This is a genomic window from Neisseria sp. 27098_8_139, assembly GCF_041433195.1.
Taxonomy (GTDB): Bacteria; Pseudomonadota; Gammaproteobacteria; order Burkholderiales; family Neisseriaceae; genus Neisseria; species Neisseria subflava.
In genome coordinates this window covers 1-26,777 of sequence record NZ_JAPWBA010000017.1, presented here as the reverse complement: position 1 = coordinate 26,777, position 26,777 = coordinate 1, and the positions used below count along the sequence as shown (strand labels likewise).

The following is a 26,777-nucleotide window of genomic DNA, read 5'->3' as shown; positions in this document are numbered from 1 at the left end:
TTCGATTTCAGACGGCCTAAATGCCGATTGCTTCATTCTTATTCTGAAACCGCTTTTTCAGACGACCTTGAAAGGCCGTCTGAAAATTTCTGTTTAGTAACGTTCCAAATCGATATCCAAGCCCAGCGAGCGAATCTCTTTAACCAATACGTTGAAGGATTCAGGCATACCGGCATCGATTTTGTGTTCGCCTTTGACGATGTTCTCGTACATTTTAGTACGGCCGTTCACGTCGTCAGACTTCACAGTCAGCATCTCTTGCAGCGTGTATGCCGCACCGTATGCTTCCAATGCCCAAACCTCCATCTCACCGAAACGTTGGCCACCGAACTGAGCTTTACCGCCCAGAGGCTGCTGGGTAACCAGACTGTATGGACCGGTAGAACGGGCGTGCATTTTTTCGTCAACCAAGTGGTGCAGTTTCAGATAGTGCATCACACCGACTGTAACCTTGCGGTCGAATGCTTCGCCTGAACGGCCGTCATACAGCGTGATTTGAGTTTTACTGTCGTTAAAGCCCAGTTTCTCAACCTCAGGATCTTCGCTTGGGTAAGCCAAGTTCAACATTTCGCGGATTTCAGACTCTTTTGCACCGTCGAATACAGGAGAGGCGAAAGATGCACCTTTGCGCAGGTTGGAAGCCAATTCGATGATTTCTTCATCTGTCAGGCTGTCCAAATCTTCTTTCTTACCGCTACTGTTGTAGAGTTTGTTCAAGAATTCACGCAGCTCGCTGGCTTTGCGTTGCTCTTTCAGCATACGGTCGATGCGTTCGCCGATACCTTTTGCCGCCCAACCCAAGTGAACTTCCAAAATCTGACCGATGTTCATACGGGAAGGTACGCCCAATGGGTTCAGTACGATGTCTACCGGACGGCCGTCAGCCATGTAAGGCATGTCTTCCACTGGCAGAATGCGTGATACCACACCTTTGTTACCGTGGCGACCCGCCATTTTGTCACCGGCTTGCAGACGGCGTTTGATGGCGATAAATACTTTCACCATTTTTTGTACGCCCGGTTGTAGCTCGTCGCCTTGGGTCAGTTTTTTCTTCTTGATCTCATACAACTCATCCGCTTCTTCGCGTTTTTGTTGCAGGCTCAATTTAATCAGTTCCAATTGCTTGGCCAAGTCTTCGTCAGCCAAACGGATATCAAACCAATCATGTTTGCTGGACAGGCTTGCCAAATATTCGGTAGTAATTTCGCTGCCTTTAGCCAGCTTCATCGGACCACCATTGGCTTTTTGACCAACAATCATACGCTCAATACGGTCGAATGCGTCATTATCGAAAATACGCAATTGATCGCCCAAATCTTGGCGGTAACGTTTCAATTCAGAATCAATAATGGATTGAGCACGTTTGTCGCGTTGGATACCTTCACGAGTGAAGACTTGAACGTCGATAACGGTACCGCTCATGCCGGTAGGCATACGCAATGAAGTATCTTTTACGTCAGATGCTTTTTCACCGAAAATGGCACGCAGCAGTTTTTCTTCAGGAGTCAGTTGGGTTTCGCCTTTAGGTGTTACTTTACCTACCAAGACGTCACCGGCTTCTACTTCTGCACCGATATATACGATACCGGATTCATCCAAACGATTTTGCATACGTTCGGACAAGTTCGGAATATCGCGAGTAATGTCTTCCGCACCCAGTTTAGTGTCACGTGCAACAACGTTCAGTTCTTCAATGTGAATCGAAGTATAACGATCGTCCGCAGCCACTTTTTCTGAAATCAGAATCGAGTCTTCATAGTTGTAACCGTTCCATGGCATGAAGGCGATGGTCATGTTTTGACCCAAAGCCAATTCACCCAAGTCGGTAGATGCACCGTCGGCTACCAAGTCACCACGTTGCAACACATCGCCTGCTTTTACGGCCGGACGTTGGTTGATGTTGGTAGATTGGTTGGAACGGGTAAATTTAACCAAGTTGTAAATATCGACACCCACTTCACCGGCAGTCGCTTCATCATCATGAACACGAACTACGACGCGATTAGCATCTACATACTCAACCACACCGCCACGACGGGCAACGATTGCAGTAGCAGAGTCAACGGCTACAGAGCGTTCGATACCGGTACCAACCATTGGTTTTTCAGGGCGCAGACACGGTACGGCCTGACGTTGCATGTTGGCACCCATCAATGCACGGTTCGCGTCATCATGTTCCAAGAATGGAATCAGCGATGCTGCAACGGATACCACTTGACCGGTTGCCACGTCCATATATTGAACGCGGTCAGGTGTTGCCATAATGGTTTCGCCTTTTTCACGACAGGTAACCAAGTCGCCAATCAGATTACCGTCTTTGTCCAAATCGGCATTCGCCTGTGCAATCACATACCGGCCTTCTTCGATAGCAGACAAGTAATCGATTTCTTCAGTTACTTTACCATCGACAACACGGCGGTAAGGGGTTTCTAAGAAGCCATAATCATTGGTACGCGCATAAACGGACAATGAGTTAATCAAACCGATGTTCGGACCTTCAGGCGTTTCAATCGGACATACGCGGCCATAGTGGGTCGGATGTACGTCTCGCACCTCAAAGCCTGCACGTTCGCGAGTCAAACCGCCCGGGCCCAATGCAGATACACGGCGTTTATGGGTAACTTCAGACAATGGGTTGGTCTGATCCATAAATTGGCTCAATTGGCTGGAGCCGAAGAATTCTTTAATCGCGGCAGAAACAGGTTTTGCATTGATCAAGTCATGCGGCATCAAGTTCTCAGATTCTGCTTGGTTCAAACGCTCTTTAACTGCACGTTCAACACGAGCCAAACCGCTGCGGAATTGGTTTTCAGTCAACTCACCCACAGAACGAACACGACGATTGCCCAAGTGGTCAATATCGTCTACTTCGCCATGACCGTTACGCAGTTCAACTAATGTAGCAATAGAAGCAACAATGTCTTCAACGCTCAGAACGTAACCGCCTTTTTCAGCTGCACCGCCCAAAGTCTCATTCAACAAACGGCCATACCAAGAGTTTTGTTGTGCTTCAGACAATTTTTGCTCGTATGTGCGCGTATTAAATTTCATACGGCCTACGCGAGACAAATCATAGCTGTCTTCACTGAAGAACAAGCGGTTGAAGAGCTGTTCAACAGCTTCTTCGGTAGGCGGTTCGCCAGGACGCATCATGCGGTAAATCGCTACGCGTGCAGCTTGCTGATCAGCGGTTTCGTCTGTACGCAGAGTGCTGGAGATGTAACCACCTTGATCCAATTCATTGATATAAAGGGTCGTAATTTCTTTTACGCCATGGATATCAAATTTAGCCAACAGTTCTTCTGTAATTTCATCGTTAGCAGACGCCAATACCTCGCCGGTTTCCGGATCAATCAGATCCGCAGCCAATGCTTTGCCAATCAGACTTTCTGGCTCTACATCCAAACGAGTCAGACCTGCATTGGTAATATCACGGATATTTTTCGCAGTAATGCGTTTACCTTTGGCGACCAATACATTGCCTTCTTTATCCAAGATATCAACTTTGGCAGTTTCACCTTTCAGACGGCCTGCAACCAGATCAGTTTGAACACCGTTTGAAGACAAATAGAAAGTTTCTTTGTCGTAGAAAATATCCAAGATTTGTTCATTGTTGTAGCCCAAAGCTTTCAACAAAATCGTAACCGGCATTTTACGGCGACGGTCGATACGGAAATACAGCAAATCTTTTGGATCAAATTCGAAATCCAACCATGAACCACGGTAAGGAATAATACGAGCAGAGAACAACAGCTTACCGGAAGAATGTGTTTTACCACGGTCATGCTCAAAGAACACGCCTGGAGAACGGTGCAGCTGGGAAACAATCACACGCTCAGTACCATTGATGACAAAAGAGCCGCTTGGCGTCATCAATGGGATTTCACCCATATATACTTCGTTTTCACGAACTTCTTTTACAGTCGGCTTAGATGCTTCTTTATCCAAAATCACCAAACGGATACGGGCACGCAATGGAGCCGCGTAAGTAATGCCGCGCAATTGACATTCAGGAATATCGAATAAAGGTTCGCCCAATGTGTAATGCACAAACTCCAATCGCGCATAACCGTTATGGCTCACAATCGGGAAAATAGAATTAAATGCCGCTTGCAGACCATCATCAGTGCGTTGGTCAAAAGCATTTTCCAGCTGCAAAAATTTCGCATAAGAATCAATTTGGGTTGCCAGCAGGAAAGGAACATCTAAGACATTCTCTCGCTTTGCAAAACTCTTACGGATACGTTTTTTCTCGGTAAACGAATAGCTCATATACACTCCGAAAAGCAATTTTAAATAATAGGCCGTCTGAAACAACGGCATGCATCAATTTAATATTTACATTTATTTGCAATGATTTTATAAAGACTATGCAAATAAATGTAAACAATGCCTGATGCTTATTTTAAGAAGCAAAATAAGGCTGGCAGAAAACTGCCAGCCTTCATAGGAAGCATCAAATTATTTGATTTCGACTTTAGCGCCGGCTTCTTCCAATTGTTTTTGGATGTCTTCAGCTTCAGCTTTAGAAACACCTTCTTTCAGAGTTTTAGGTGCACCGTCAACGATGTCTTTAGCTTCTTTCAGACCCAGGCCAGTGATAGCGCGGACAACTTTAATCACGCCAACTTTTTGATCACCGGCAGAAGCCAATACTACGTCGAATTCAGTTTTTTCTTCAGCAGCAGCTGCACCAGCACCTGCAGGACCTGCAACTGCAACTGCAGCAGCAGAAACGCCAAATTTTTCTTCAAAAGCTTTAACCAGGTCGTTCAATTCCATTACGGTCAAAGAACCAACGGCTTCCAAAATGTCTTCTTTAGTAATAGCCATGCTATTTATACTCCAAATATTGTATTAAAAATAATTGATTAAATGAAACAAAATCGATTAAGCGGCTTCTTCGCCAGCTTTTTTCTCTGCCAAAGCAGCCAAACCACGTGCAAAGCCTGATACAGGAGCTTGCATAACAAACAACAGTTTGGACAACAGCTCTTCGCGGCTTGGAATAGAAGCCAACTCAGCAACCTGAGCAGGATTCATCACTTCGCCATTGTAAGAACCGGCTTTAACGATAATTTTGTCATCTTTTTTCGCGAATTGGTGCAGCACTTTAGCAGCAGCAACAGCATCTTCAGAAGCAGCGTAAACCAATGGACCAACCATTTGATCGGCCAAACCTGCGAATGAAGTACCCTCTACTGCGCGACGAGCCAAAGTATTTTTCAGAACGCGCAAGTAAACGCCTTCTTTACGTGCATTTGCACGAAGCTCAGTCATGCTGGAAACACTGATACCGCGATATTCAGCGACTACGAGAGTTTGAGCGTTAGCAATTGCTACGCTAATTTCCTCTACGGCCACTTTCTTGGTTTCAATATTGAGACTCAAGGTCTACCTCCCACTGTTTACAAACAGGATACCGAAATGATATCCCACCAGCGCGGTAACCTAAAAAGACATCTTACAAGCAATCTTGCAATGTGTTTCAGGACTACCGTCTGCGTAGGGCAGTTACGATTAAATCTTACGATCCCTACGGTCTTGGACATCTACTTAATTTTAAGTAGCCCAAATTCAGGCAATCCAGAAAACTGGATCACCTGAAAATTTCTTAGTTGTTCACGCTTGCAGTATCAACGCGAACACCCAAACCCATAGTGCTAGATACAGCAACTTTTTTCAGGTACTGACCTTTAGCAGCAGCAGGTTTGGCTTTAACGATAGCATCCAGCAACGCATTGAAGTTTTCTTTCAAGTCAGCTTCAGCGAAAGAAGCACGACCGATAGTTGCGTGAACGATACCGGCTTTATCTGTACGGTATTGTACTTGACCTGCTTTTGCATTTTTAACTGCTTCAGCAACGTTAGGAGTAACAGTACCTACTTTAGGGTTTGGCATCAAGCCACGAGGACCCAAGATGGTACCCAATTGACCAACGATACGCATTGCATCAGGAGAAGCAATAACAACGTCAAAGTTCAGGTTACCAGCTTTGATTTCAGCAGCCAGATCTTCAAAACCGACAATATCTGCACCAGCTTCTTTAGCAGCATCTGCATTTGCACCTTGAGTAAATACAGCTACGCGAGTTGTTTTACCGGTACCTTTAGGCAGAACGACTGAACCACGAATAACTTGGTCAGATTTACGAGGATCAACACCCAGGTTGAAAGATACGTCAACAGACTCATCAAATTTAGCAGTAGCAGCTTTTTTAACCAAAGCAATTGCTTCATCGATTGCGTACAGTTTGTTAGCTTCAACAGAAGAGCGCAGAGCTTTCAAGCGTTTAGATACTTTAGCCATTATACAACACCCTCCACATCCAAGCCCATTGAGCGAGCAGAGCCGGCGATAGTACGAACAGCCGCATCTAAGTCAGCAGCAGTCAAATCAGGCTCTTTAGTTTTAGCAATTTCTTCCAACTGAGCGCGGGTCAATTTACCCACTTTGTTAGTCAGAGGATTAGAACTACCTTTTTGCAGACCAGCAGCTTTTTTCAATAAGATAGAAGCTGGTGGAGTTTTCATCACAAAAGTGAATGATTTATCTGCAAATGCAGTGATCACGACTGGAATTGGCAAACCAGGTTCCATACCTTGGGTTGCAGCATTAAATGCTTTACAGAATTCCATGATATTCAAACCACGTTGACCCAAAGCAGGACCAACTGGGGGAGATGGATTGGCTTTACCTGCAGGAATTTGCAGTTTGATGTAGCCGATAATTTTCTTTGCCACTTAAGGACTCCTAAAAACGGGTATAACGCGGAACCATTCCGCTTCCCAAACAGAATTTGCGATTATATCCGCTTAAAAAAAATTTTTCAAGCGAATTAAACCACTTAAATCTTTTCAACCTGACCGAACTCTAATTCAACCGGTGTTTCACGACCAAAAATCTGAACTGAAACACGCAATCTATTACGCTCGTAGTTAACTTCATCAACAATTCCATTGAAATCGGCAAATGGACCTTCATTCACACGAACCTGCTGACCAACCTCAAATTCAACTTTTGGTTTTGGCTTCTCAACACCTGTTTTGGCTTGTTGCAAAATAGCATCTGCATCTTTTTGAGAAATTGGGATTGGACGATTTCCGCTACCACCTACAAAACCATTTACTCGAGGGGTACTCTTAACCAAGTGCCATGAATCATCAGTCATTTCCATTTCAACCAACACATAGCCTGGATAGAATTTACGCTCACTGATGGTTTTTCGGCCATTCTTGATATCTACCACTTCCTCTACAGGAACGAGAATCTGACCAAAATATTCTTCCATGTTTTCTCGAGCAATGCGCTCTTTCAATGTTTTTTGAACATTTTTCTCGAAACCGGAATAGGCCTGTACCACATACCAACGCTTTGACATCTTTACCCTTTCCTATTTAATAAAACATCAAAAAACAACCATGAAATAATTGTATCTGCAGCATAAATGAAGGCTGCTAAAACTGCAACGAAGATAATCACGAATACAGTCATTTTGACCGCTTCATCGCGACTCGGCCAAACTACCTTCTTGAACTCAGTCCAAGAGCTCTTAAAATATGCAAACAGACCTTCTTTCTTTTCAGGAGCCGGCTTATTACTTACCACAACTTCCTTTTTCTGATGGTCTTCTTTGCGTCCAGACGGATGTTCTGTCATCTTTACTCACTTATCAATACCCCACCCGCCTTCATTTTAGATAGTGGCATTGATCCATTAATTAATTCCAAATAATCTTAAAACTTAAGTACAAAAAAATTAACCGGCACAAGGCCGGTTAATTTTTTATTTGGCAGGCCAAGAGGGTCTCGAACCCCCAACCCTCGGTTTTGGAGACCGATACTCTACCAATTGAGCTATTGGCCTCTAAACTTAAGCGATTACAGAAGAAACCACACCCGCACCTACGGTACGACCACCTTCGCGAATCGCAAAGCGCAGACCTTCTTCCATAGCGATTGGCGCAATCAGTTCTACAGTAATGGTTACGTTCTCACCTGGCATTACCATTTCTACGCCTTCTTCCAAAGTAACTGCACCAGTTACGTCAGTAGTACGGAAGTAGAATTGTGGACGGTAGTTAGCGAAGAATGGAGTGTGACGACCACCCTCTTCTTTGCTCAATACGTATACTTCTGCTTTGAATTTGGTGTGAGGAGTGATAGTACCTGGTTTAGCCAATACTTGACCACGCTCTACGTCTTCACGTTTAGTACCACGCAGCAATACGCCTACGTTGTCACCTGCTTGACCTTCGTCCAGCAGTTTGCGGAACATTTCAACACCGGTACAAGTGGTTTTTTGGGTGTCTTTCAGACCTACGATTTCGATCTCGTCACCAACGTGGATGATACCGCGCTCTACACGACCGGTTACTACCGTACCACGGCCAGAGATAGAGAATACGTCTTCGATAGGCAACAAGAAAGGTTTGTCCACTGCACGCTCAGGTGTTGGGATGTAGCTGTCCAAGGCAGCAGCCAATTCGAAGATTTTTTCTTCGTAAGCAGCATCACCTTCCAAAGCTTTCAGTGCAGAACCTTGTACGATTGGGCAGTCGTCGCCTGGGAAGTCGTAGCTTGACAGCAAGTCACGGATTTCCATTTCAACCAGCTCCAACAGCTCGGCATCGTCAACCATGTCGCATTTGTTCATGAACACGATGATGTAAGGCACGCCTACTTGGCGGGCCAACAGGATGTGTTCGCGGGTTTGCGGCATAGGACCGTCGGCAGCGGAACATACCAAGATTGCGCCGTCCATTTGTGCGGCACCGGTAATCATGTTTTTAACGTAGTCGGCGTGACCCGGGCAGTCTACGTGTGCGTAGTGACGGGTTTCGGTTTCGTATTCTACGTGTGAGGTATTAATGGTAATACCACGGGCTTTTTCTTCGGGAGCGTTGTCGATTTGATCGTAAGCTTTTGCAGCACCACCGAATTTTTTAGCCAAAATAGTAGTCAAAGCAGCAGTCAGAGTGGTTTTACCATGGTCAACGTGACCGATGGTGCCAACGTTTACGTGCGGTTTGCTACGTTCAAATTTTTCCTTAGCCATGGCAATATCCTATAATCTAAGCTTTTTGAAAATAAAGGGTAATAATGAGATGGTGCCCATGGGCAGATTTGAACTGCCGACCTCTCCCTTACCAAGGGAGTGCTCTACCCCTGAGCTACATGGGCGAAATTGTTTGGAGCGGGTGAAGGGAATCGAACCCTCACCGTAAGCTTGGAAGGCTTCTGCTCTACCATTGAGCTACACCCGCATACTCACTTTTTTGCTCCAAGTAAGAATTTTTGGTGGAGGGAGAAGGATTCGAACCTTCGAAGCTCACGCAACAGATTTACAGTCTGCCCCCTTTGACCGCTCGGGAATCCCTCCAAAAGAGAACGCTAGTTTATTGGCAACTCAGATTTCCGTCAAGATTTTTTTTCATTTATTTCTTTAAAAACATCCAAGATTTTGCTTTTAAACACTATTTATTTGAACTGAATGATTTTTTCGTACTTAGCCATCAGTTCTTCATGCGTTTCAGGATGTTCTTCATCGATCAAGATACAGTCGACAGGGCATACCTGTTGGCACTGAGGCTCATCGTAATGGCCTACACATTGCGTACACAAATTTGGATTGATTTCGTAAATTTCTTCACCTTGCGAAATGGCATCATTAGGGCATTCCGGTTCGCACACATCGCAGTTAATGCACTCATCTGTAATAAAGAGCGACATTTCTATTTCCTTTTTTCTTAAATTATCAAAACCGATTGGGCGCGGATTATAGCACAAATGACGTCGGAACAATCCGTTTGAAAGAATGTTTTACACCTTGGGAATGATTCTCAAATTCTATACTATTCAGCAACTTGCGAATAGAGCAATAATTCAAACCTACTCATTCCCGCCTTTCCTTCCCGATAAACTTCCAGCCAATCCGGTTTTTCAGGCAGCTTCCCTGCTTCAATATAGACCATTGCCCCATTTTTCAAGTGGCTTTGCAATCGGATAAACAGATTTTGCCAATCTTCCCATGCAAACGGCGGATCAAGAAACACAACATCAAATTTTTCAGACGGCCTTGTCAGATAAGCCATGCCGTCTGAACACACGATTTCCACCTGTTTCAAACCTAATTCACAGATATTTTTCTGAAGCGTTTGAACAGTTTGGCGGTGGTTATCGACCATTAGCACTTTTGCCGCATTACGAGAAGCGGCCTCCATTCCCAAAGCACCGCTACCGCTGAATAAATCTAATACCGTTTTGCCGGTTAAATCCTGACCCAGCCAGTTAAACAGTTTTTCACGCACGCTGTCAGGCGTCGGACGCAGACCATCTGCAGACAGAAAAGTTAACTTCCTCCCTCTGCATTGCCCGCCAATAATGCGTACTTGATTGGTGTGTTTGGAATGTTTGTTGTTTGCCATGATTTTTAAAAAGATGCCGAGTTTTCAGACGGCCTCAATTATATAGTGAAACTGCCATCAAGCCGTATTTCACTCTATTCTTTTAGATATAACAAGGCCGTCTGAAAATCATTTTTCAGACGGCCTTTTTCTACCCAAGCTTTAACCAATTATTCCTTCGGTGCAGGCGGTTCAATCTGTTCTTTCCAGCCGCATTCTTTTTGCGGGCAGACTTTTTCCACGCCCCAGCGTTTGGTGGTTTTGATGGTTAAAACCGGCCATGCACATTTCGGACAAGTTTCTGCAATGGGCGGATTCCATGTGGCGTAGTTGCAATCCGGATAAGTGCTGCAACTGTAAAACAGTTTGCCGTAGCGGGATTTGCGCTCGACGAGGTTGCCTTTTTTACATTGCGGGCATTGGACACCGGTGTCTTTCGGTTTTTCCAGCGGTTCAACGTGTTTGCATTTCGGATAGTTGGCGCAGCCGATGAATTTGCTGCCGGTGCGGCTGTATTTGTACACTAGGCGACCGCCGCATTTGGGGCACTCGCGCCCGTCGAGTTCGGCTTGCTCGGCTTCGGCTTTGGCGATGCGCTCGGCGGCTTCTTCGGCAGTTTCATTGACATTGCGCGTGTAGCTACACTCGGGATAACCGGCACACGCGACAAAACGACCCATTTTGCCGAATTTGATTTGCAGTTTGTGTTCGCCGCATTTCGGACAGATTTCGTCGAGTTCCTGCGTGGTAAATTTGGCGCGTTCGATGCCCTCTTTTTCTTCTACTTGCTTGATGAACGGCTTCCAGAATTTGTCCATCACGGGAATCCATTGGCGTTTGCCGTTGGCAATTTCGTCAAGCTGGTCTTCAAGTTTGGCGGTAAAGTGGTAGTCGACGTATTGGGAGAAGTGTTCGGTCAAGAATTTATTGACGATGTCGCCTGTGTCGGTAGGCATGAAGCGTTTTTGCTCAAGGGTAACGTATTCGCGGTCTTTGAGCGTGGAGATGATGCTGGCGTAGGTCGAGGGGCGGCCGATGCCGTATTCTTCGAGGGCTTTAACCAGCGTGGCTTCGTTGTAGCGCGGAGGCGGAGTGGTAAAGTGTTGTTCGCCGTAGAGTTTGTCCACGGGCAATTTGTCGCCTTCGCTCATTTCGGGCAGTTTTTTGCTGTCTTCGCTCTCTTCGTCGTCGCTGCTTTCTTCATACACACTCAAAAAGCCTGCGAAGGTTTGCACTTGTCCGGTCACGCGGAACACGCCTTTGCCGACGGTAATATCGACGGTGGTTTGGTCAAATTTGGCGGGCGTCATCTGACAAGCGACGGTGCGCTGCCAAATCATTTGATAGAGTTTGAACTGGTCTACACTCAGGAAGGGTTTGACGCTTTCAGGCGTACGGTACACGGAAGTCGGACGGATCGCTTCGTGTGCTTCTTGGGCATTTTTGGATTTGGTTTTGTACTGCTTGGCCGAACTTGGCAGATATTCTTTGCCGATTTTGTTTTCGATGTAATGGCGAATTTCGGTTAACGCTTCATCGGCCAAGTTCACGCTGTCGGTACGCATATAGGTAATCAGACCGATAGCGCCCTGCCCTACGTCTATACCTTCGTAAAGCTGCTGGGCGGTACGCATGGTGCGGTCGGTGGTAAAGCCGAGTTTGCGCACGGCATCCTGCTGCATGGTAGATGTGGTGAACGGCGCGGCGGGGTTGCGGCTGCGCTTTTTCTTTTCGATGGCGGTAACGACTGCCTCTTTGCCTTCGAGTTCTTTCAACACGTCGGCTTGCGCGGCTTCGTTCGGCAGGTCGAATTGTTCGAGTTTCGCGCCGTTGTATTGGGCAAGTTTGGCGGTGAACTTGCTGCGGCCTTTATGGCTGTCGAGATGCACCGTCCAATATTCCTGCGCTTCAAACGCGCGGATTTCGTTTTCGCGTTCGCAAATCAGACGCAGGGCAGGACTTTGCACACGGCCTGCACTCAAACCGCGGCGGATTTTTTTCCACAACAACGGCGAGAGGTTGAAACCGACCAGATAATCCAACGCACGGCGTGCTTGTTGCGCATCGACCAAGTCCATTTCGATTTCGCGCGGATGGGCAACGGCATCAAGCACGGCGTTTTTGGTGATTTCGTGGAACACGACACGCTGCGGCTTGATGTTTTTCAGGCCGCGTTTGGATTTGAGAATTTCAAAAAGGTGCCAAGAAATGGCTTCGCCTTCCCTATCCGGGTCGGTTGCGAGGTAGATGTTTTCAGCTTCTTTGGCACCGGCAACGATGGCATCGACGTGTTTGCTGTTGCGGCTGATCAATTGGTATTTCATGGCAAAGCCATTGTCGGGATCGACTGCTCCGCTTTTGGGTACCAAGTCGCGGACGTGGCCGTAAGACGCCAAAATTTCAAAATCACCGCCCAGATATTTTTTCAGGGTTTTGGCTTTGGACGGGGATTCGACGATTAATAGGTTTTTCGCCATTGTTGTTCTCTTTTGGATGTATTGGATTTATGTTTCAGACGGCCTTTATTATTGAGGCCGTCTGAAAAAAGGTTTAGTGCATCACGTTTTGTCCGGTCAACGCACTCATCAAGTCGTCGCCAATCAGGACGGGCAACTCGCTTTTGTGCATCCACAACACCAACAATACCAATACTTTGGCGGTATCGAGGGTAATTTCGTCCGATGGAATGTGCATCAGGGCGTGAATGACGATTTCGCGTTGCTCATAAGTAATTGCGTGTTCGGTAACCAAATACTGCATCAAGCCCATGACTTCCTGCGGCAGGTTTTCAGCTTCTTCACGGCAGAATACGCGCAGGGAGTCGCTGTTAAACGGCTCGGCATAGAATTCGGACGTATTGAACAAGACTTCCATCATCATCAATGTATTGCCGATTTCCGTAGCATCAAAACCCGCATCTTCCAAGAGGCGACCCAAGTCCTCCGGAGGCGGACAATTGTCGAAATCTTGGAAGTGTTCGATTAAATAGGCAATGACTTCGGTCATGCTGGTTCCTTAAATATAGATAATTTATGCTTTGACACGCTGATAACGGCCGCCCGGCAAGGCGGCGACGATACCGTCAAGTTCGTATTCCAAAAGCTGTGCGTACACTTCTGCCGCTGCCGTATTGGTTTGTTGCGCCAAAATATCGGGGTGTATCGGGTCGTAACCCATTGCTTCCAATAAAGCGCTTGTTGATGGGGCGGCAGGTAGGTTTTCAGACGGCCTTTGCGGTTCATCCACTATTGTTTTTGGTTGCAGACGTTTGGTTTGATCGTTTTTCGGTTTTACCGTCTTATTTATAGAATATGATGGAACAGGCGTATTTTGCAATAGCTGCGGACACTCATGGAGAATATCGTCCAAACATTCAACCAGTTTTGCCCCGTCTTTAATCAGCTTGTGACAGCCTTTGCTATGCGGATTGTCTATCGAACCGGGTACCGCCATCACTTCACGCCCCATCTCCGCCGCCAGCTTGGCAGTAATCAATGAGCCGGATTCCAATGCCGCTTCCACCACCAATGTCAGCTGCGATAACGCGGCGATCAGACGGTTGCGGCGCGGAAAGTTGCCTGCAAACGGACGCGTGTCCAAAGGGAACTCGCTGACAATCAATCCCCTTTCTGCAATTTCATAAGCAAGGTTTTTATTGGATGGTGGATAAATACGGTCTATACCAGTTCCCCAGACGGCAATGGTACCGCCATCTGCCTGCAATGCGCCCTGATGGGCTGCTGTGTCGATACCCGAAGCCATACCCGATACGACGGGAATGCCTTTTTCACTCAATGCCCTGCCGAAATCTTTGGCAATCCGCATTGCCTGCGGCGTGGCATGGCGGCTGCCGACAATCGCGGCAGAAGGTATGTGCAGCAGCTCTGCATTGCCGCGTAAAAACAAGACCGGCGGCGCGGTAATGCCTTGTGTCAGCATTTCGGGGAAATCATCATCTTGCAGCAACAACAGACGGCAACCGTCCTGCATTTCCCATTGTAAAGCGGATTCGGCAGACCGCTGCGCCAAAACCCGTTTGTCCGCATTGCGCCACGACTCGGCCGCCTGTTTATGGCGCACCAACGCGGCAATTTTGTCTGCCGGCGCATTCAAGGCTGCTTGTGCGCTACCGAATTGCTGCAACAGCACCAAAAAACTTTCTGCGCCGATATAGGGCGTAAATGCCAGTTGCAACCAAGCAAAACGCTCGTTTTCCGTCATCAATCTGTTCCCTTTTCGTAATGGTTGTTCAGACGGCCTGAAGTAAATAAAGGCCGTCTGAATATTTTATTAATATAAAGCTTTAGTTTCCCATCACAGTAACTTTCTCAGAACATCATTTTTATCCAATATACGATTAATCAGATATTCATCATCAGGTTTTAAGTTATCCATTAGCTCATCTACAACGGCCATACGGCTACGTAGAAATTTCAAAAGCTCCGGATTTGGTTTTTTTATTGTATTCATCATAGCGAGCCTGAACTAAAGACTGCTGACTTTGGCCTAAAATCTCTAAAGCTACTTCATAATCAAAATGTCCTAACATTGGATAACTCCTTTTCAAAAGTACATCTTTACATTAAAGCATATTTACCATCTTTATGTTTTAGCCATTACTGCTGCATTTCATTTTGAATCGTCTAAATTACAAAATCTTTCAAAGAAATACCATGTTGAGCACAATAATTTTTCAATTCTTAGTGCATCGATTCAGACATAATCAATGTATAGTGTTTTTCCGGATCAGTTGTAACCTGAGCAGTTTTGCCGACTTTCGTATTCTTTTCGGCTTAAAAGGCAAAATAACCATGCCTAGCCATATCATTATTTTTATAAAGTATTGCTTGTCTAAACACACCGTCAAATGACGATGCCGTCTGAAAAACCTGATGGCTTTCAGACGGCCTTTTTTGTGTTTGAACCGATATTGCGCTTATTCTTCGGATTTGTCGGCGCTGCGGCGCGATACGCTGATACCGAGTTGTTTGAGTTTGCGGTAAAGGTGTGTACGCTCCAAACCGACCTTTTGCGCCACGCGGCTCATATTTTGGCCTTCTTGGGCGATATGGTATTCAAAGTAGCGGCGCTCGACTTCTTCCCTCAATTCGCGCAAAGGCATATTGAAATTGAAGCCGCCGATGATTTCTGTCGCCGTCGCATTTTCCTTCTGACCTAAAGCCACGGCAACGGCCTGCTCATTCACTTCTTTGCCGTCAGATTCCAACATGATGTTTTTCACCGTTTCGGCAAGCTGGTCGTAATTGCCCGGCCAATCGTATTGGCGCAAAACCACCAACGCGCTGTCGCTGAATTTTACCGGCTGGATTTTTTGACTTTCGGCCAAATCGGTCATGATGCGGTTGATTAAAAAGACGATATCGTCCGGCTGGCTGCACAAAGAAGGAACATCGATGCGCTCTTTCAACAGCTCCGCCAGTCTGCTGGCAACGACGTCATCGGCGCTCTCACCGCGTTTAAAGCCGCAAGAAGCAATCACACGGACATTGTAGCGGTCGGCTTTTTCCAGCAAGAAAGCAATGCCGTTTTGGATGTTTTTGCTGTAACGGGCAATATCGCCGACATACAAAATACCGCCTGATGCCTTTTGCAACAGCTCCATCGGCGTATCGACAATGTGTTCGACACGGTCGGTTGCCACCCAAGGCGTACCGCTTTTGTGCAGATAGCGGGCGACAATCTCAAACGGCGAACCTGCCTCACCGGCAAACAACAGTGGGCGGTTGTGTTTGGCAGCCGCTTCAATGCTGCCGTTCATTTCTTGAATGACGGAACTGTTGCCCAATTTGTCCAAAGTCATACCGGAGACCGTCTGAACTTCGCCATGTTTCAAGGCGCGTTCTACTGCGGACAAGAGTTTTTGCAGGGCAATCGGTTTTTCCAGAAAATCGAGTGCGCCGATTTTGGTGGCTTCAACCGCAGTGTCAATGCTGGCATGGCCGCTCATCATCACCACAGGCATATTGAGTTGGCCGTTTTTCGCCCACTCTTTCAACAAAGTGATGCCGTCGCAATCGGGCATCCAAATATCCAGCAACACCATGGCCGGACGCGTTTGATAACGCAATTGGCGCGCTTCTTCGGCATTTTCGGCCAAAGTGACGGTATAGCCTTCGTCTTGAAGGATCTCGGAGAGCAGGTCGCGGATGCCTACTTCATCATCTACAATCAAAATATCACTGCTTCGCATAAGTTTCTGCCATTTCCGGTAAAGCTATTTTGACGCACGCGCCGCCACTGTTCTGATTGCTCAGGCTGATACGGCCGCCATGCTCCTCGATAATTTTTTTCACAACGGGCAAACCAAGTCCCGTTCCTGTCGGTTTGTCGGTAACGTACGGCTCAAAAGCATTGTGCAGCATTTCTTTGCCGAAACTTTTGCCGTTGTTACAGACGGTCAGGAAAACCTGTCCGCCTTCGCGCCCTGTTTCGACGTTTACTTGCGGCGTTTCGTCCGACTCTGCCGCTTCTGCGGCATTCTTAAATAAGTTATGCAACACTTGGCGCATCGCCGTCGTATCGGCAACAATCGGCAAGGTGTCGGCGCTGAGCCGCGCATTAAACTTGCACACGCCGGCCTCATATAATACCAATACTTCCGACACCAAACCGTTTAAATTTTGTTTTTCTAAATTCAGCGACGGCGCACGCGCATAGTTGCGGAACGCTTCGACCATTTCTTTCAGCGCGGCCACCTGTTTGACGATGGTATCGGTTGAACGGCTGAGAATTTGGGCATCTTGTTCATCTAGTTTATCATGCAATTTCCATGCCAATCTCTCGGCGGAAAGCTGGATAGGCGTAAGCGGATTACGGATTTCGTGCGCCAAACGTTTCGCCACTTCGCCCCATGCGGCCTCTTTTTGCGCCCGCATCAAGACGGTAATGTCATCAATCACCATCACCACGCCGTTATCATTGTCTTCCGGCAAAATGGTGGCTTTGCCCAACAAGATTCGGGCATCATCGGGCGCGGCGTATTCGACTTGGACGGGTTTGTTGCTATCGGCGCTTTCATTAATGGCGGCAAACACATCGGCCAACAGGGTTTGCTGCGGCGATTTGCCGTGCCATTGATGCCAGTTACTGCCCCACAAAGACACCAGCGAAACGCCCAAAATCTGTTCGGCGGCCTTGTTAAAGGTTTTCAGACGGCCATTGGCATCCAAAGTAATCACGCCTGTAGTCAAACTTTCCAACACGCATTCCAAATAATGGCGTGCGGCTTCTTCGCGCAAACGGTTGCGTTCGTCCGCCTCTTTGGCAATCGCCAATTGTTCGGTCATGTGGTTGAACAACTGGGTCAAACGGCCGAACTCATCATTGCGAAATACCGGCCGGGTTTGGCTGAAGTCACCCTGAGCCACCGCCCGCGCACCCTCTGCCAGCGACAATACCGGCGCTACAAAACGGCGGGCAAAATACAAAGCCATAACCAAAGCCAAAAAGATGGCCAACAATGTCGCGACCAACAGTGTGGACAGGAAAAAGGTTTGCAGGCCTTTTTTGGTATAACTCAGCTCGGCATATTTGGCTCGGGCCGCTTCAATCAGCGTCGCGTCTTGGGCAACATCTTTCGGAATCGGCTGTCGGAAAAACAACGCATAATCCTGATTTTTATGCGTACCGATCAGCATCCAGCCTTGAGCATACAGCACGCCGCCGATGTTTTCCAAGCTGCGCACCGAACCGGTCTGCTCCAGCTGCTCCCATCCTTCTTTGTTGAGTTCGGGTTGATTTAGTTTCAGGGGATTGATGCTTTTCTCGGCTTTATGGGTGGTCGCGTTATAAAGCGCCAGCTGGGCAAAGTCGGCAGTAAGTGCGGATTGTGCCAGTGTTTGCCCCAAATTGCCGTCCAGTGAAGCGGCGCTGATTAAGTCGATCTGCACTGGCGTGGCGTTGCTGACAGCGTTGTCCACAGCCAAGCTCAGCGCGGATTTGCTCAAGTTTAAGCTGCGCTCTAGAGCCTCATGGGTATCGTTGCCAAACCAAGAATTAATCGTACCGTTAATAAACTGGGCGGAAATACCGAACAAAAACACGCCCGGCAATACGGCAACCAAGGTAAACATCCCCGACAGCCGACGCGCAATCTGCGAACCGAACACGCTTTTGCTGTTGTCGCGTATCAAAAGCACGACATAGCGCACCAACACCGCCGCCAACACCAGCAACAGCAAGCCGCACAAGGCGACAATCCACCAGAAATAATCAGACAATACGTTGCTGCTGCCCGTTGCAACAGTCAGACCGTACAACAAAACAACGGCGAATACGGCGGCAATCAGAAGAAAGCGGCGCATGGTTTACTCCTGCACGACCGACAAGGATTTCCAACCGGAATCCAAATGCCAGTTTTTAGACGTCAGGGCATTGATTTGGAACGGTTTGGGCAGCTTGGCGGTTGTCAGCAGCAGGCGGATTTCAGCCTTCGTGTCTTTGGCGGCCACATCACTCAGCGCACCCTTGGACAAAACCTTCCAATTCACGACCGCGCCCACTGCACGCAAGGCAGTCTCAAGCGTGTCGTACTCGGTAGAAAACGTACCAACGGTAACGCGATAGCGGTTGGTCAGTGGATGGAAGGACAATTTGTATTGAATCGTGCTGTCGTTGTTGAGCAGCTGGTCGAACTTGAATTTATAAGACGACATAGACGGCGCTGACAGCTGCCAACTCAAATTGAAATGCAGGGGGACGCCCTGTTTGAGTGCTTCTTTAAGCTGGTCGGGCAGATCGGTGCGGAAACGGCTGCTGACGGAAAGCTGTCCGGCATGGGTCAGCTTTGCCTCGGCACGGGTCGCACTGATGCCCTCGCCCGCCGCATTCAACGACACGGCAAGCAAGAGCGGTACAATCAGCGTTTTACTGCTTTTTAATAAGCGCGTAATAAAAGCCATCTTGATGTTTGTTCGGTAAAAGCACACGCGATTCGATCAGCTCGGCATCAGCATGGCGGTTAAGGAATTTTTGCAACTGACCGTCGTTTTCTTCGACAAAGACCGAGCAGGTAGCCAGCAACATCCTGCCGTTTTTCGTCAGGGTCTGCCACAGCGCGTCTAATAATGCTTCCTGTTGGCGTGCGGTTTTGACGGCATCGGTCGGGCGGCGCAGCCATTTCACGTCGGGATTGCGCCGCGCCACACCCGAAGCGGTACACGGCACGTCGGCAAGGATGGCGTCGAAAGGCTTTCCATCATACCACGCCGCCAAGTCCTGCGCATCGGCGCAAGTCAGAGCGGTCGTCTGAAACCCCAAACGGTCAAGATTGCTCTTCACCCTGTTCAGACGGCCCTCGTCTATATCCAAAGCGGTAACATGACAATCTGCCAGTTCCAAGATATGGCCCGTCTTGCCGCCCGGTGCCGCGCAGGCATCGAGGATGCGTTCGCCGTCTTTCGGATTCAACAAATAGGCAGCACGTTGCGCACCAAAATCCTGCACCGACACCAGGCCGTCTGAAAAACCGGGCAGACGGCTGACCGGCACGGCTTCTTCCAACATCACGGCGTATTCATCCAAAGCCCTGGCCGGAATACCTTCCGCAGCCAGTTTTTCCAAATAGCTTTCGGCATTGCCGTGTCGGCGGTTGACGCGCAAAGTCATCGGCGGATGCGATTGCAGCGCGGTGGTGATGTTGTGCCAATGTTTCGGATAATGGTTTCTCAAGTAAGCCACCCACCACAGCGGCAGGTTGTGTTTCGCCACATCGTCTTTTTTGCAGGAAGCCGCGAGCTCGTCGCGTTCACGCAAAAAGCGGCGCAAAATCGCGTTGGCAAACGAGCGAAACTGGCCGCGGCCGATTTTGGCAATGCTTTCCACCGCCTCATTGACCACTGCATGAGGGGCATTGCGCGTGTAATGCAGTTGGTACATCGCCGCCAAAAGAAGGCTTTCGAGCTGCGGATTGTCAATCGGCTTCTTCAGCATTTGACCAAGCATGTGCTTCAAACTGCCCAAATAACGCTGGCATCCGTAGGCAATATCCTGCAACGCGCCGTTTTCCTGCGCCGTCAGCTGCGGATGCGCCGCGCGGATTTCCGCCAAAACATCCTGAAGATTGCGCCCTTCGGCAACCGCGGAAACACTGTCGGCGGCCAGTTTTTGAGCGAGGGACATACTCATATTTTTGCTTTCTGATTCATAATTTGATTTCAAGTGTTTGGCGGATTTCAGACGGCCTGTTCGGCAGCCAGCAATGCCCGATAATATTCGGCATCTGCTTTGGAAAAACAGCAAAAGATGATTTTTTCCACTGCCGGACATTGCGGCAGGGTTTGCTTCAAACTCTCCAAAGCGATACGCGCGGCAGCTTCGGCCGGAAAGCGGTACACACCGGTGCTGATGCACGGAAAGGCGATGCTGTGGAGATCGTGTTTCTGGGTAAGCAGCAAGGAATTGGCGTAGGATTGTGCCAATTTGGCCTCTTCATTTTGTTTTCCGCCAAACCATACCGGCCCGACCGTATGAATGACATAACGCGCAGGCAAACGATAGCCTTTGGTTATTTTGGCTTCGCCTGTCCGGCAACCGCCCAAAGTGCGGCACTCGTCCAGCAGCTCTTTGCCCGCGGCGCGGTGTATCGCACCGTCTACGCCGCCACCGCCCAACAGCGATGAATTGGCGGCATTGACAATCGCATCGACTGCCAATCGGGTAATATCACCTTCGACCACTTCAAAAACAGCCATTGCCTTCTTTCCTCTACGTTGATTTCCAGCCTGTTACAAAACTGTTCCGACTTCAATCGTCCGGCCTGCCGCAAATGCCTGTATGCTCATGCGTTTGCTGCCGGAAGGCTGCAATTCGGTGATGTTCAGCGCATTTTCACCGCAAGCCACCAGCAGGCCGTCTGAAGTGCAGGACAACACCTCGCCTGCCTTACCCTGCTTGGCCACGACTTCGGCTCGCCAGATTTTCATCGGTTTGCCTTGATATTCGACCCACGCGGCAGGAACAGGGTTAAAGGCGCGGATTTTGCGTTCGATAATGTGCGCGGACTCGTTCCAATCGATACGCGCTTCTTCTTTGCTCAATTTCTGGGCGTAGGTAACACCTTCGTCAGGCTGCTTAACCGCGTTCAGACGACCTTCAGCCTGCAGACGCTGCAAGTCGGCAACAATCGCTTCCGCACCCAAACCCATCAATGCGTCATGCACTTCGTTGGCAGTATCCGTAGGTTGAATGGCATAGCGGTGTTCGCTGACCACATCGCCGGTATCCAAGCCGATGTCCATCTGCATGATGCACACGCCGGTTTCGGCATCGCCGGCTTCAATCGCACGTTGAATCGGTGCCGCGCCGCGCCAACGGGGCAACAACGAAGCGTGGATATTGAGGCAGCCGTGTTTGGGCGTATCCAACACATCCTGCGGCAAAATCAAACCATACGCAGCCACCACCATCACATCCGCACCCGTATCTTTGAGCATTTGCAGGGCTTCGGCGTTATTGCGCAACTTTTCCGGCTGCGCCACGGTCAAACCTAATTCCAAGGCAGCCTGTTTGACCGGCGATGCGGTCAACTGCATGCCGCGGCCTTTGGGGCGGTCGGGCTGGGTCAACACCAGCGGAATTTCAAAACCTGCGGCGGCGATGGCTTTCAAGGCGGCGGCGGCAAAATCGGGCGTACCGGCAAAGATGACTTTCATGTTGTGTCCTTGTGGAAATGGTTTGAATGGGCGCGTTAGGCAAACTGTTTCAGCTGAAAAGGCCGTCTGAAAGATTGAAAACCGAAGTCTGCCTTCTGTTTTGTCTTTTCAGACGGCCTTTAAGCGATGCGTAGGTCAGATGGTGTGTTTCTGACGTTTTTTCAGTTTGGTTTTGATGCGGCCTTGTTTCAGCTGCGACAGGTGTTCGACAAACACGATGCCCATCAGGTGATCCAATTCGTGCTGCACGCAGATTGCCAGCAGGCCGTCTGCTTCCAGCGTGAATTTCTCGCCTTTTTCGTTCAAGGCTTCAACTTTGACGCGCTCGGCACGGGTTACGGTATCGTAAATGCCCGGTACGGACAGACAGCCTTCTTCATAAGTCGTCTCGCCGTCTTTTTCGACAATGACGGGATTGATGAACACGCGCGGCTCGCTGCGGTCTTCGGTCAAATCCATCACGACGATGCGCTCGTGTACGTCGACCTGAGTGGCCGCCAAGCCGATACCGCGTGCTTCGTACATGGTTTCAAACATATCGGCAACCAATGTCTGGATGCGCTCGTCGATTTTTTCAACAGGTTTGGCGACCGTGTGCAAACGCTCGTCGGGGTATTGGAGGATGTTCAGTAAAGCCATAATATTCTCGTTTTATAAAGCTGATGTGTGATTTTCATACAGATTCGGTTTCCGCCGCCACAATCTCCTGTCATGACAGCAACATTCAATGCTAAAATAACGCCGAAAAATGTTAAGATAGCGCGACGGAAGCCGTTCGTTATCGTATTGATGAATGGGCGGCAGTTTCGCAAACTCCAGCCTTCTCTGTTTATCATCTGAAGACAAACCGAATCGATTTCAAGGGGAACGGTTATGCAACAACGTATTATAACCCTGCTTTGCATGGCAGGTATGGCTATTTCTGCCCACACTCAGGCAGCTTCTTTAAAAATCCGCCCCAATGCGCCGCAACGCTACGTCGTTAAAAACGGCGATACCTTGTGGGGTATTTCCGGCAAATATCTGTACAGCCCATGGCAATGGAACCGCCTTTGGGGCGCTAACCGCAACGCCATCCGCAATCCGCATCTGATCTATCCGGGTCAGGTGTTGGTTTTACGCTACATCAACGGTCAGCCGCGACTGGGTTTTGAACATGCCCAAACCCGTTCAGACGGCATTCCCGTGATCAAACTGCATCCGCGCGTACGCGAAACTTCCGGCTACGGCATTCCGACCGTCAATGTCAACCTCTACCGCATGTTCATGAAACATCCGCAGATTATCGCTCCGGAAGAAACCGCCAACGCGCCGCGCCTGATTGCCGGCCCCGACAACCGCGTCCTCTACACCCAAGGCAACCGCGTGTACGCATACGGCCTGACCGAACCCGGCCGCTACCTGACCTACCGCGTCAATAAAAACATCACCGATCCGGAAACCGGTAAATTCCTCGGCCAAGAAGTCGTGTTCAGCGGCATCGCCAACACGCTGCCTTACACCGACTCCGCCTTGGAACACCGTACCCGCGCTTCTGACGAAAAACTCAAAAGCAACGAGTATTACACCCAAGTCAACAAAGTCATGAAGCTGCGCACCCAGTCCGCGCAACCTTTGGTTATTGAAGAAGCCGTTTCCGAAATCCGCAAAGACGACTATCTGCTGAAACTGCCCGAAGGCCTCGACAGCTTCAATGTGATGCCTCACGCCCCTGCCCATCCGATTCAGGCCAAAGTCGTTTCCATCTTCGACGGCGTGGGCGAAGCCGGCCAGTTCCAAACCATTACTTTGGATAAAGGCGAACTCGACGGCCTGGACAAAGGCACGGTGGTCAGCCTCTACAAACGCGGTCGCCAAGTCCGTGTCAATCTGTCCAACAACCTGATTCGCAAGCCGAAAGACAAAGATACGGTTGAATTGGTTTCCATTCCGGCGGAAGAAATCGGTTTGGCAATGGTGTACCGCACATCCGACCATCTGGCATCCGCCATTATTTTGGAAAGCCTGAACAGCGTTTCCATCGGCGATACCGCCTCCGAACCCGGCCGCGATTTGGACAATATGGCCGATGAAAAAACCATGGACAAACCGGCCGAAGACGAACAGGAAAGAGAAATCGAACTGGAAGTTCGCAGCTGATTGGGCTTTTTTAGCAGCAATTCGGCAAATAAAGGCCGTCTGAAAACCTGTTTTTCAGACGGCCTTTTGATTACAGCCAATCAGAATAAATAAAATCTGTAACACGTTGTTTAAAGCGCAAACAACATCTTATTTCTCAAGTCGGTAATCGGCTATCTCCTTTTCTATCGTCTTTCCGTTCTGCCATTCAAATCGGAAATATGAAAAGCACGGCACACCATTTATTGCCTGTTGATTGTTCCATCTGTTTCTTCCAATCAAAAAGGCCTTCTGAAATCTTCAGACGGCCTTTTTATCCACAACTCAAATCCGATTATTTGAATTTGTAAGTGTATTGCAAGCCCAAGATGTCCGCTTTGTTTTTGAAGCGGGCAGAGGATGCACCGCGGCTGTCCACGTCGTTGCCGCTGGCTTTGCCGGTGCGGTAAACCGTGTCATTGATGTGGATATGGCTGTACGCCGCATCGATAACATGGTTTTTACCCAGTTGATATTTAGCACCGACGGAGAACCAGATACGGTTGCCGTCAGGCAGGCTGTTCATGCGGTCTTCGGCGCTTTTAACCGGTGATTTATCGAAAGCGATACCGGCACGCAGTTGCAATGGTTCGGTAACTTGGTAAGAGCCGCCGAATGCAACTTTATAAGTGTTGCGCCAGTTAGGCGTAATGACGGTACGGTCGGATTTGCCGTTGACAACGTTTTTGGTATTTTCAAACACCAGCTCGGCTTTGTTGAAGCGGCTGTGGCGCGTCCAAGTGACATCGCCGAACAAATTGGTTTTGTCGGTGGCGCGGTACATACCGTGAACAGACAAAGACTCAGGCGTTACGATTTTTACGCTGGCTTTTTCGTTCGGCACATAACCGCGTGCTGCCATTGCACCCAAATCCCAAGCGCGTTTTGCATATGCGCCGTCAGCTTCCCAATCGGCAGTGCCTTTCAGCGTATGCGATACTTTGGAGCGGTAGTTCACACCCACGCGTGCGCGATCGTTGATGTCCCACATCCATGCCAGTTGGTAGCCGAAGCCCCAATCGTGGCCTTTTACATCGGCATGACCGTCAGCTTTACCGGTCGCATCGACAGCAACGGGACGGCCTGCTTGACGGGAAGCTAAGCCGCTAGCCAACTGGCTGATGGCGCCGGAAGCATCCCAGTCGGAGTATTTACGCAATTCGGCTTTGGAATATTGGGCAATCAAACCGGCACCGACGGCGTGCTGCTCATTCAGTTTCCATGCGACTACCGGCTCGATGGCGATGGTGGTCAAACCCAGTTTGTTGATGTTGTGGCGCAATACGGAATCTTTTTCGTATTCGGTTGCAGAGCCGAAGGGAACGTACACGCCCAAACCCAAAGTTACATCGTCGCTGGCTTTGTACGCGCCATAGATGTGCGGAGCGACAGTGGTTTCGGTAATTTTACCGCTGGTCGAGCCGCTGACATCGGCACCCGTGCGGAAGTGTTTCGCAGATTCCGCCTCATAATGAATGCTTGGGAAAACGATATTGGCGTTGACGGAAATTTGGCTGTTGTCGATTTTGCTCAAACCGGCCGGGTTGTAGAAAATGGTTGATGCATCGGCGGCTTCGGCGGCGGCGGCGTTGGCCGTGCCTTGTGCGTTAACGGATTGTGTGCCGAAGTGGTAGCCGGAGGCTTGGACGGCGGTAGATAACAGTGCTGCGCTTAAAATAAATGCTGTTTTTTTCAGATTGAAATGAATCATTTTGGTTTACCGTGAAAGTAGCGGACAAAGAAAAAGGCCGTCTGAAACGTCCTTTATTGATTTAGTATAGGCACTCAATTCTATACTACATCATTATTTTTGCCTAATCTTTTCTTTTTTTACACAAAAAAAAGCAGGCTAAAACAGCCTGCTTTTCCAATCATCGGATCACTGCAATTATTTGACCTGCAACACTTCCAGCGTATTGGTCGAACCGGATTCGCGCATTTGCGAACCGCTGGTGATGATGTATTGGTCGCCGCTTTGGAGGATTTTGTGTTCTACCAGCATGGCTTCCACTTCGTTCAGCGCGGTATCGTGATCGGTACTGGTTGCCAAAATCAACGGACGTACACCGCGGTACATCGCCATGCGGCGTTGCGCTGAAACACTCGGCGTCAGGGCAAAAATCGGCAGGGTGATGTTGTGGCGGCTGACTTCGAAGGCGGTCGAACCGCTTTCAGTCAGGGCAACGATGGCTTTGGCGTGAACTGCTCGCGCCACGCTGACCGCACCGCCGGCAATCGCCAAGTTGGTGCTGACGGCTTCGGGATACTCGACCTGTTCGGCAACGCCATTGAGCGAATCTTGTTCTTTTTCCGCAGCCGCACAAATAATCGCCATTTGGCTGACGGTTTCAAACGGATACGCGCCGACGGCGGTTTCGGCGGAACACATCACCGCATCGGTACCGTCCAATACCGCGTTGGCCACGTCGCTGACTTCCGCGCGGGTCGGTACGGGGTTGGTAATCATCGATTCCATCATTTGAGTTGCGGTAATACTGAAGCGGCGCAACTCGCGGGCGCGGCGGATCATACGTTTTTGCAG

General features: G+C 48.9%; 23 protein-coding genes, 4 tRNA genes and 2 pseudogenes. 1 reads left to right on the top strand and 28 read right to left on the bottom strand.

Annotated elements, in window-relative coordinates:
- Window positions 1-93: 93 nt before the first annotated feature.
- The 26 genes and pseudogenes from rpoB to def form a co-directional block, all read right to left on the bottom strand.
- A complete protein-coding gene (rpoB, locus tag O3660_RS10690; protein WP_049350636.1) occupies window positions 94-4,272 on the bottom strand; it encodes a DNA-directed RNA polymerase subunit beta in 4,179 nt (1,392 codons plus the stop codon).
- 189 nt (window positions 4,273-4,461) lie between these two features.
- Window positions 4,462-4,833 carry a 50S ribosomal protein L7/L12 gene (gene rplL, locus O3660_RS10685; protein WP_003677916.1) on the bottom strand — a complete coding sequence of 124 codons (372 nt, stop codon included), beginning with the start codon at window positions 4,831-4,833 and terminating at the stop codon, window positions 4,462-4,464.
- A 57-nt stretch (window positions 4,834-4,890) separates the two neighbouring features.
- Window positions 4,891-5,391 carry a 50S ribosomal protein L10 gene (gene rplJ, locus O3660_RS10680; protein ID WP_049350637.1) on the bottom strand — a complete coding sequence of 167 codons (501 nt, stop codon included), beginning with the start codon at window positions 5,389-5,391 and terminating at the stop codon, window positions 4,891-4,893.
- A gap of 223 nt (window positions 5,392-5,614) precedes the next feature.
- The gene (gene rplA / locus O3660_RS10675) at window positions 5,615-6,310 is read right to left on the bottom strand and encodes a 50S ribosomal protein L1 (protein WP_003677918.1); all 696 of its coding nucleotides are present in this window, start codon (window positions 6,308-6,310) and stop codon (window positions 5,615-5,617) included.
- Complete coding sequence (rplK, locus tag O3660_RS10670) at window positions 6,310-6,744, bottom strand: 50S ribosomal protein L11 (protein WP_002220151.1); 435 nt, start codon at window positions 6,742-6,744, stop codon at window positions 6,310-6,312. Before rplK ends, rplA begins: the two co-directional genes overlap by 1 nt.
- 104 nt (window positions 6,745-6,848) lie before the next feature.
- Window positions 6,849-7,382, bottom strand: coding sequence for a transcription termination/antitermination protein NusG (gene nusG / locus O3660_RS10665; RefSeq protein WP_003680697.1), 534 nt, complete (start codon window positions 7,380-7,382; stop codon window positions 6,849-6,851).
- Between the two features lie 2 nt (window positions 7,383-7,384).
- A complete protein-coding gene (secE, locus tag O3660_RS10660) occupies window positions 7,385-7,660 on the bottom strand; it encodes a preprotein translocase subunit SecE (protein WP_003680696.1) in 276 nt (91 codons plus the stop codon).
- A gap of 131 nt (window positions 7,661-7,791) precedes the next feature.
- A tRNA-Trp gene (locus O3660_RS10655) sits at window positions 7,792-7,867 on the bottom strand.
- A 6-nt stretch (window positions 7,868-7,873) separates the two neighbouring features.
- On the bottom strand, window positions 7,874-9,058 hold the full coding sequence (tuf, locus tag O3660_RS10650; protein WP_049350946.1) for an elongation factor Tu: 1,185 nt from the start codon (window positions 9,056-9,058) through the stop codon (window positions 7,874-7,876).
- Window positions 9,059-9,108: 50 nt separating this feature from the next.
- Window positions 9,109-9,183 (bottom strand) — tRNA-Thr (locus tag O3660_RS10645).
- 9 nt (window positions 9,184-9,192) lie between these two features.
- Window positions 9,193-9,266: transfer RNA gene (locus O3660_RS10640), tRNA-Gly, on the bottom strand.
- Window positions 9,267-9,298: 32 nt separating this feature from the next.
- Window positions 9,299-9,382 (bottom strand) — tRNA-Tyr (locus tag O3660_RS10635).
- 98 nt (window positions 9,383-9,480) lie between these two features.
- The gene (locus O3660_RS10630) at window positions 9,481-9,732 is read right to left on the bottom strand and encodes a YfhL family 4Fe-4S dicluster ferredoxin (protein ID WP_003679513.1); all 252 of its coding nucleotides are present in this window, start codon (window positions 9,730-9,732) and stop codon (window positions 9,481-9,483) included.
- A 122-nt stretch (window positions 9,733-9,854) separates the two neighbouring features.
- Window positions 9,855-10,427, bottom strand: a complete 573-nt coding sequence (gene rsmD, locus O3660_RS10625) for a 16S rRNA (guanine(966)-N(2))-methyltransferase RsmD (RefSeq protein WP_049352428.1) — start codon at window positions 10,425-10,427, stop codon at window positions 9,855-9,857.
- A 149-nt stretch (window positions 10,428-10,576) separates the two neighbouring features.
- On the bottom strand, window positions 10,577-12,883 hold the full coding sequence (gene topA, locus O3660_RS10620; RefSeq protein ID WP_049352430.1) for a type I DNA topoisomerase: 2,307 nt from the start codon (window positions 12,881-12,883) through the stop codon (window positions 10,577-10,579).
- Window positions 12,884-12,956: 73 nt separating this feature from the next.
- Window positions 12,957-13,412, bottom strand: a complete 456-nt coding sequence (locus O3660_RS10615; protein ID WP_003679497.1) for a DUF494 family protein — start codon at window positions 13,410-13,412, stop codon at window positions 12,957-12,959.
- A 24-nt stretch (window positions 13,413-13,436) separates the two neighbouring features.
- Window positions 13,437-13,637, bottom strand: a pseudogene (locus O3660_RS10610) (DNA-protecting protein DprA); the annotation flags it as partial.
- Between the two features lie 59 nt (window positions 13,638-13,696).
- A pseudogene (dprA, locus tag O3660_RS10605) lies at window positions 13,697-14,627 on the bottom strand (DNA-processing protein DprA); the annotation flags it as partial.
- Window positions 14,628-14,826: 199 nt separating this feature from the next.
- Window positions 14,827-14,955 (bottom strand): hypothetical protein, encoded by a 129-nt coding sequence (locus O3660_RS10600; RefSeq protein WP_308112262.1) that lies wholly within the window; start codon window positions 14,953-14,955, stop codon window positions 14,827-14,829.
- A 387-nt stretch (window positions 14,956-15,342) separates the two neighbouring features.
- Complete coding sequence (locus tag O3660_RS10595; protein ID WP_049352435.1) at window positions 15,343-16,617, bottom strand: sigma-54 dependent transcriptional regulator; 1,275 nt, start codon at window positions 16,615-16,617, stop codon at window positions 15,343-15,345.
- Window positions 16,604-18,730 carry an ATP-binding protein gene (locus O3660_RS10590; RefSeq protein ID WP_371464949.1) on the bottom strand — a complete coding sequence of 709 codons (2,127 nt, stop codon included), beginning with the start codon at window positions 18,728-18,730 and terminating at the stop codon, window positions 16,604-16,606. The genes O3660_RS10595 and O3660_RS10590 overlap by 14 nt, the downstream gene beginning before the upstream one ends.
- A 3-nt stretch (window positions 18,731-18,733) precedes the next feature.
- Window positions 18,734-19,327, bottom strand: coding sequence for a DUF4390 domain-containing protein (locus O3660_RS10585; protein ID WP_003686233.1), 594 nt, complete (start codon window positions 19,325-19,327; stop codon window positions 18,734-18,736).
- Window positions 19,293-20,552: a 16S rRNA (cytosine(967)-C(5))-methyltransferase RsmB gene (gene rsmB / locus O3660_RS10580; RefSeq protein WP_371464948.1), complete on the bottom strand. Its 1,260-nt coding sequence runs from the start codon at window positions 20,550-20,552 to the stop codon at window positions 19,293-19,295. Before rsmB ends, O3660_RS10585 begins: the two co-directional genes overlap by 35 nt.
- 47 nt (window positions 20,553-20,599) lie before the next feature.
- Complete coding sequence (locus O3660_RS10575) at window positions 20,600-21,118, bottom strand: O-acetyl-ADP-ribose deacetylase (RefSeq protein WP_371464947.1); 519 nt, start codon at window positions 21,116-21,118, stop codon at window positions 20,600-20,602.
- 33 nt (window positions 21,119-21,151) lie between these two features.
- On the bottom strand, window positions 21,152-22,078 hold the full coding sequence (gene fmt, locus O3660_RS10570; RefSeq protein WP_049352444.1) for a methionyl-tRNA formyltransferase: 927 nt from the start codon (window positions 22,076-22,078) through the stop codon (window positions 21,152-21,154).
- A gap of 135 nt (window positions 22,079-22,213) precedes the next feature.
- Complete coding sequence (gene def / locus O3660_RS10565; protein WP_003678675.1) at window positions 22,214-22,717, bottom strand: peptide deformylase; 504 nt, start codon at window positions 22,715-22,717, stop codon at window positions 22,214-22,216.
- Between the two features lie 234 nt (window positions 22,718-22,951).
- Here def and O3660_RS10560 point away from each other — a divergent pair, with 234 nt between their 5' ends.
- A complete protein-coding gene (locus O3660_RS10560; RefSeq protein WP_371464946.1) occupies window positions 22,952-24,217 on the top strand; it encodes a LysM peptidoglycan-binding domain-containing protein in 1,266 nt (421 codons plus the stop codon).
- 313 nt (window positions 24,218-24,530) lie between these two features.
- Here the strand turns inward: O3660_RS10560 and O3660_RS10555 are convergent, their stop codons facing one another.
- A complete protein-coding gene (locus O3660_RS10555) occupies window positions 24,531-25,946 on the bottom strand; it encodes an OmpP1/FadL family transporter (protein ID WP_222571293.1) in 1,416 nt (471 codons plus the stop codon).
- Between the two features lie 177 nt (window positions 25,947-26,123).
- A partial coding sequence (locus O3660_RS10550) for a pyruvate kinase (RefSeq protein ID WP_371464945.1) occupies window positions 26,124-26,777 on the bottom strand: 654 nt, incomplete at its 5' end.

Coding starts and splice junctions, on each gene's coding strand:
- rpoB (WP_049350636.1), bottom strand. CDS start 4,272: ATGAGCTATTCGTTTACCGAGAAAAAACGTATCCGTAAGAGTTTTGCA.
- rplL (WP_003677916.1), bottom strand. CDS start 4,833: ATGGCTATTACTAAAGAAGACATTTTGGAAGCCGTTGGTTCTTTGACC.
- rplA (WP_003677918.1), bottom strand. CDS start 6,310: ATGGCTAAAGTATCTAAACGCTTGAAAGCTCTGCGCTCTTCTGTTGAA.
- nusG (WP_003680697.1), bottom strand. CDS start 7,382: ATGTCAAAGCGTTGGTATGTGGTACAGGCCTATTCCGGTTTCGAGAAA.
- secE (WP_003680696.1), bottom strand. CDS start 7,660: ATGACAGAACATCCGTCTGGACGCAAAGAAGACCATCAGAAAAAGGAA.
- tuf (WP_049350946.1), bottom strand. CDS start 9,058: ATGGCTAAGGAAAAATTTGAACGTAGCAAACCGCACGTAAACGTTGGC.
- O3660_RS10630 (WP_003679513.1), bottom strand. CDS start 9,732: ATGTCGCTCTTTATTACAGATGAGTGCATTAACTGCGATGTGTGCGAA.
- rsmD (WP_049352428.1), bottom strand. CDS start 10,427: ATGGCAAACAACAAACATTCCAAACACACCAATCAAGTACGCATTATT.
- topA (WP_049352430.1), bottom strand. CDS start 12,883: ATGGCGAAAAACCTATTAATCGTCGAATCCCCGTCCAAAGCCAAAACC.
- O3660_RS10615 (WP_003679497.1), bottom strand. CDS start 13,412: ATGACCGAAGTCATTGCCTATTTAATCGAACACTTCCAAGATTTCGAC.
- O3660_RS10600 (WP_308112262.1), bottom strand. CDS start 14,955: ATGTTAGGACATTTTGATTATGAAGTAGCTTTAGAGATTTTAGGCCAA.
- O3660_RS10595 (WP_049352435.1), bottom strand. CDS start 16,617: ATGCGAAGCAGTGATATTTTGATTGTAGATGATGAAGTAGGCATCCGC.
- O3660_RS10590 (WP_371464949.1), bottom strand. CDS start 18,730: ATGCGCCGCTTTCTTCTGATTGCCGCCGTATTCGCCGTTGTTTTGTTG.
- O3660_RS10585 (WP_003686233.1), bottom strand. CDS start 19,327: ATGGCTTTTATTACGCGCTTATTAAAAAGCAGTAAAACGCTGATTGTA.
- rsmB (WP_371464948.1), bottom strand. CDS start 20,552: ATGAGTATGTCCCTCGCTCAAAAACTGGCCGCCGACAGTGTTTCCGCG.
- O3660_RS10575 (WP_371464947.1), bottom strand. CDS start 21,118: ATGGCTGTTTTTGAAGTGGTCGAAGGTGATATTACCCGATTGGCAGTC.
- fmt (WP_049352444.1), bottom strand. CDS start 22,078: ATGAAAGTCATCTTTGCCGGTACGCCCGATTTTGCCGCCGCCGCCTTG.
- def (WP_003678675.1), bottom strand. CDS start 22,717: ATGGCTTTACTGAACATCCTCCAATACCCCGACGAGCGTTTGCACACG.
- O3660_RS10560 (WP_371464946.1), top strand. CDS start 22,952: ATGCAACAACGTATTATAACCCTGCTTTGCATGGCAGGTATGGCTATT.
- O3660_RS10555 (WP_222571293.1), bottom strand. CDS start 25,946: ATGATTCATTTCAATCTGAAAAAAACAGCATTTATTTTAAGCGCAGCA.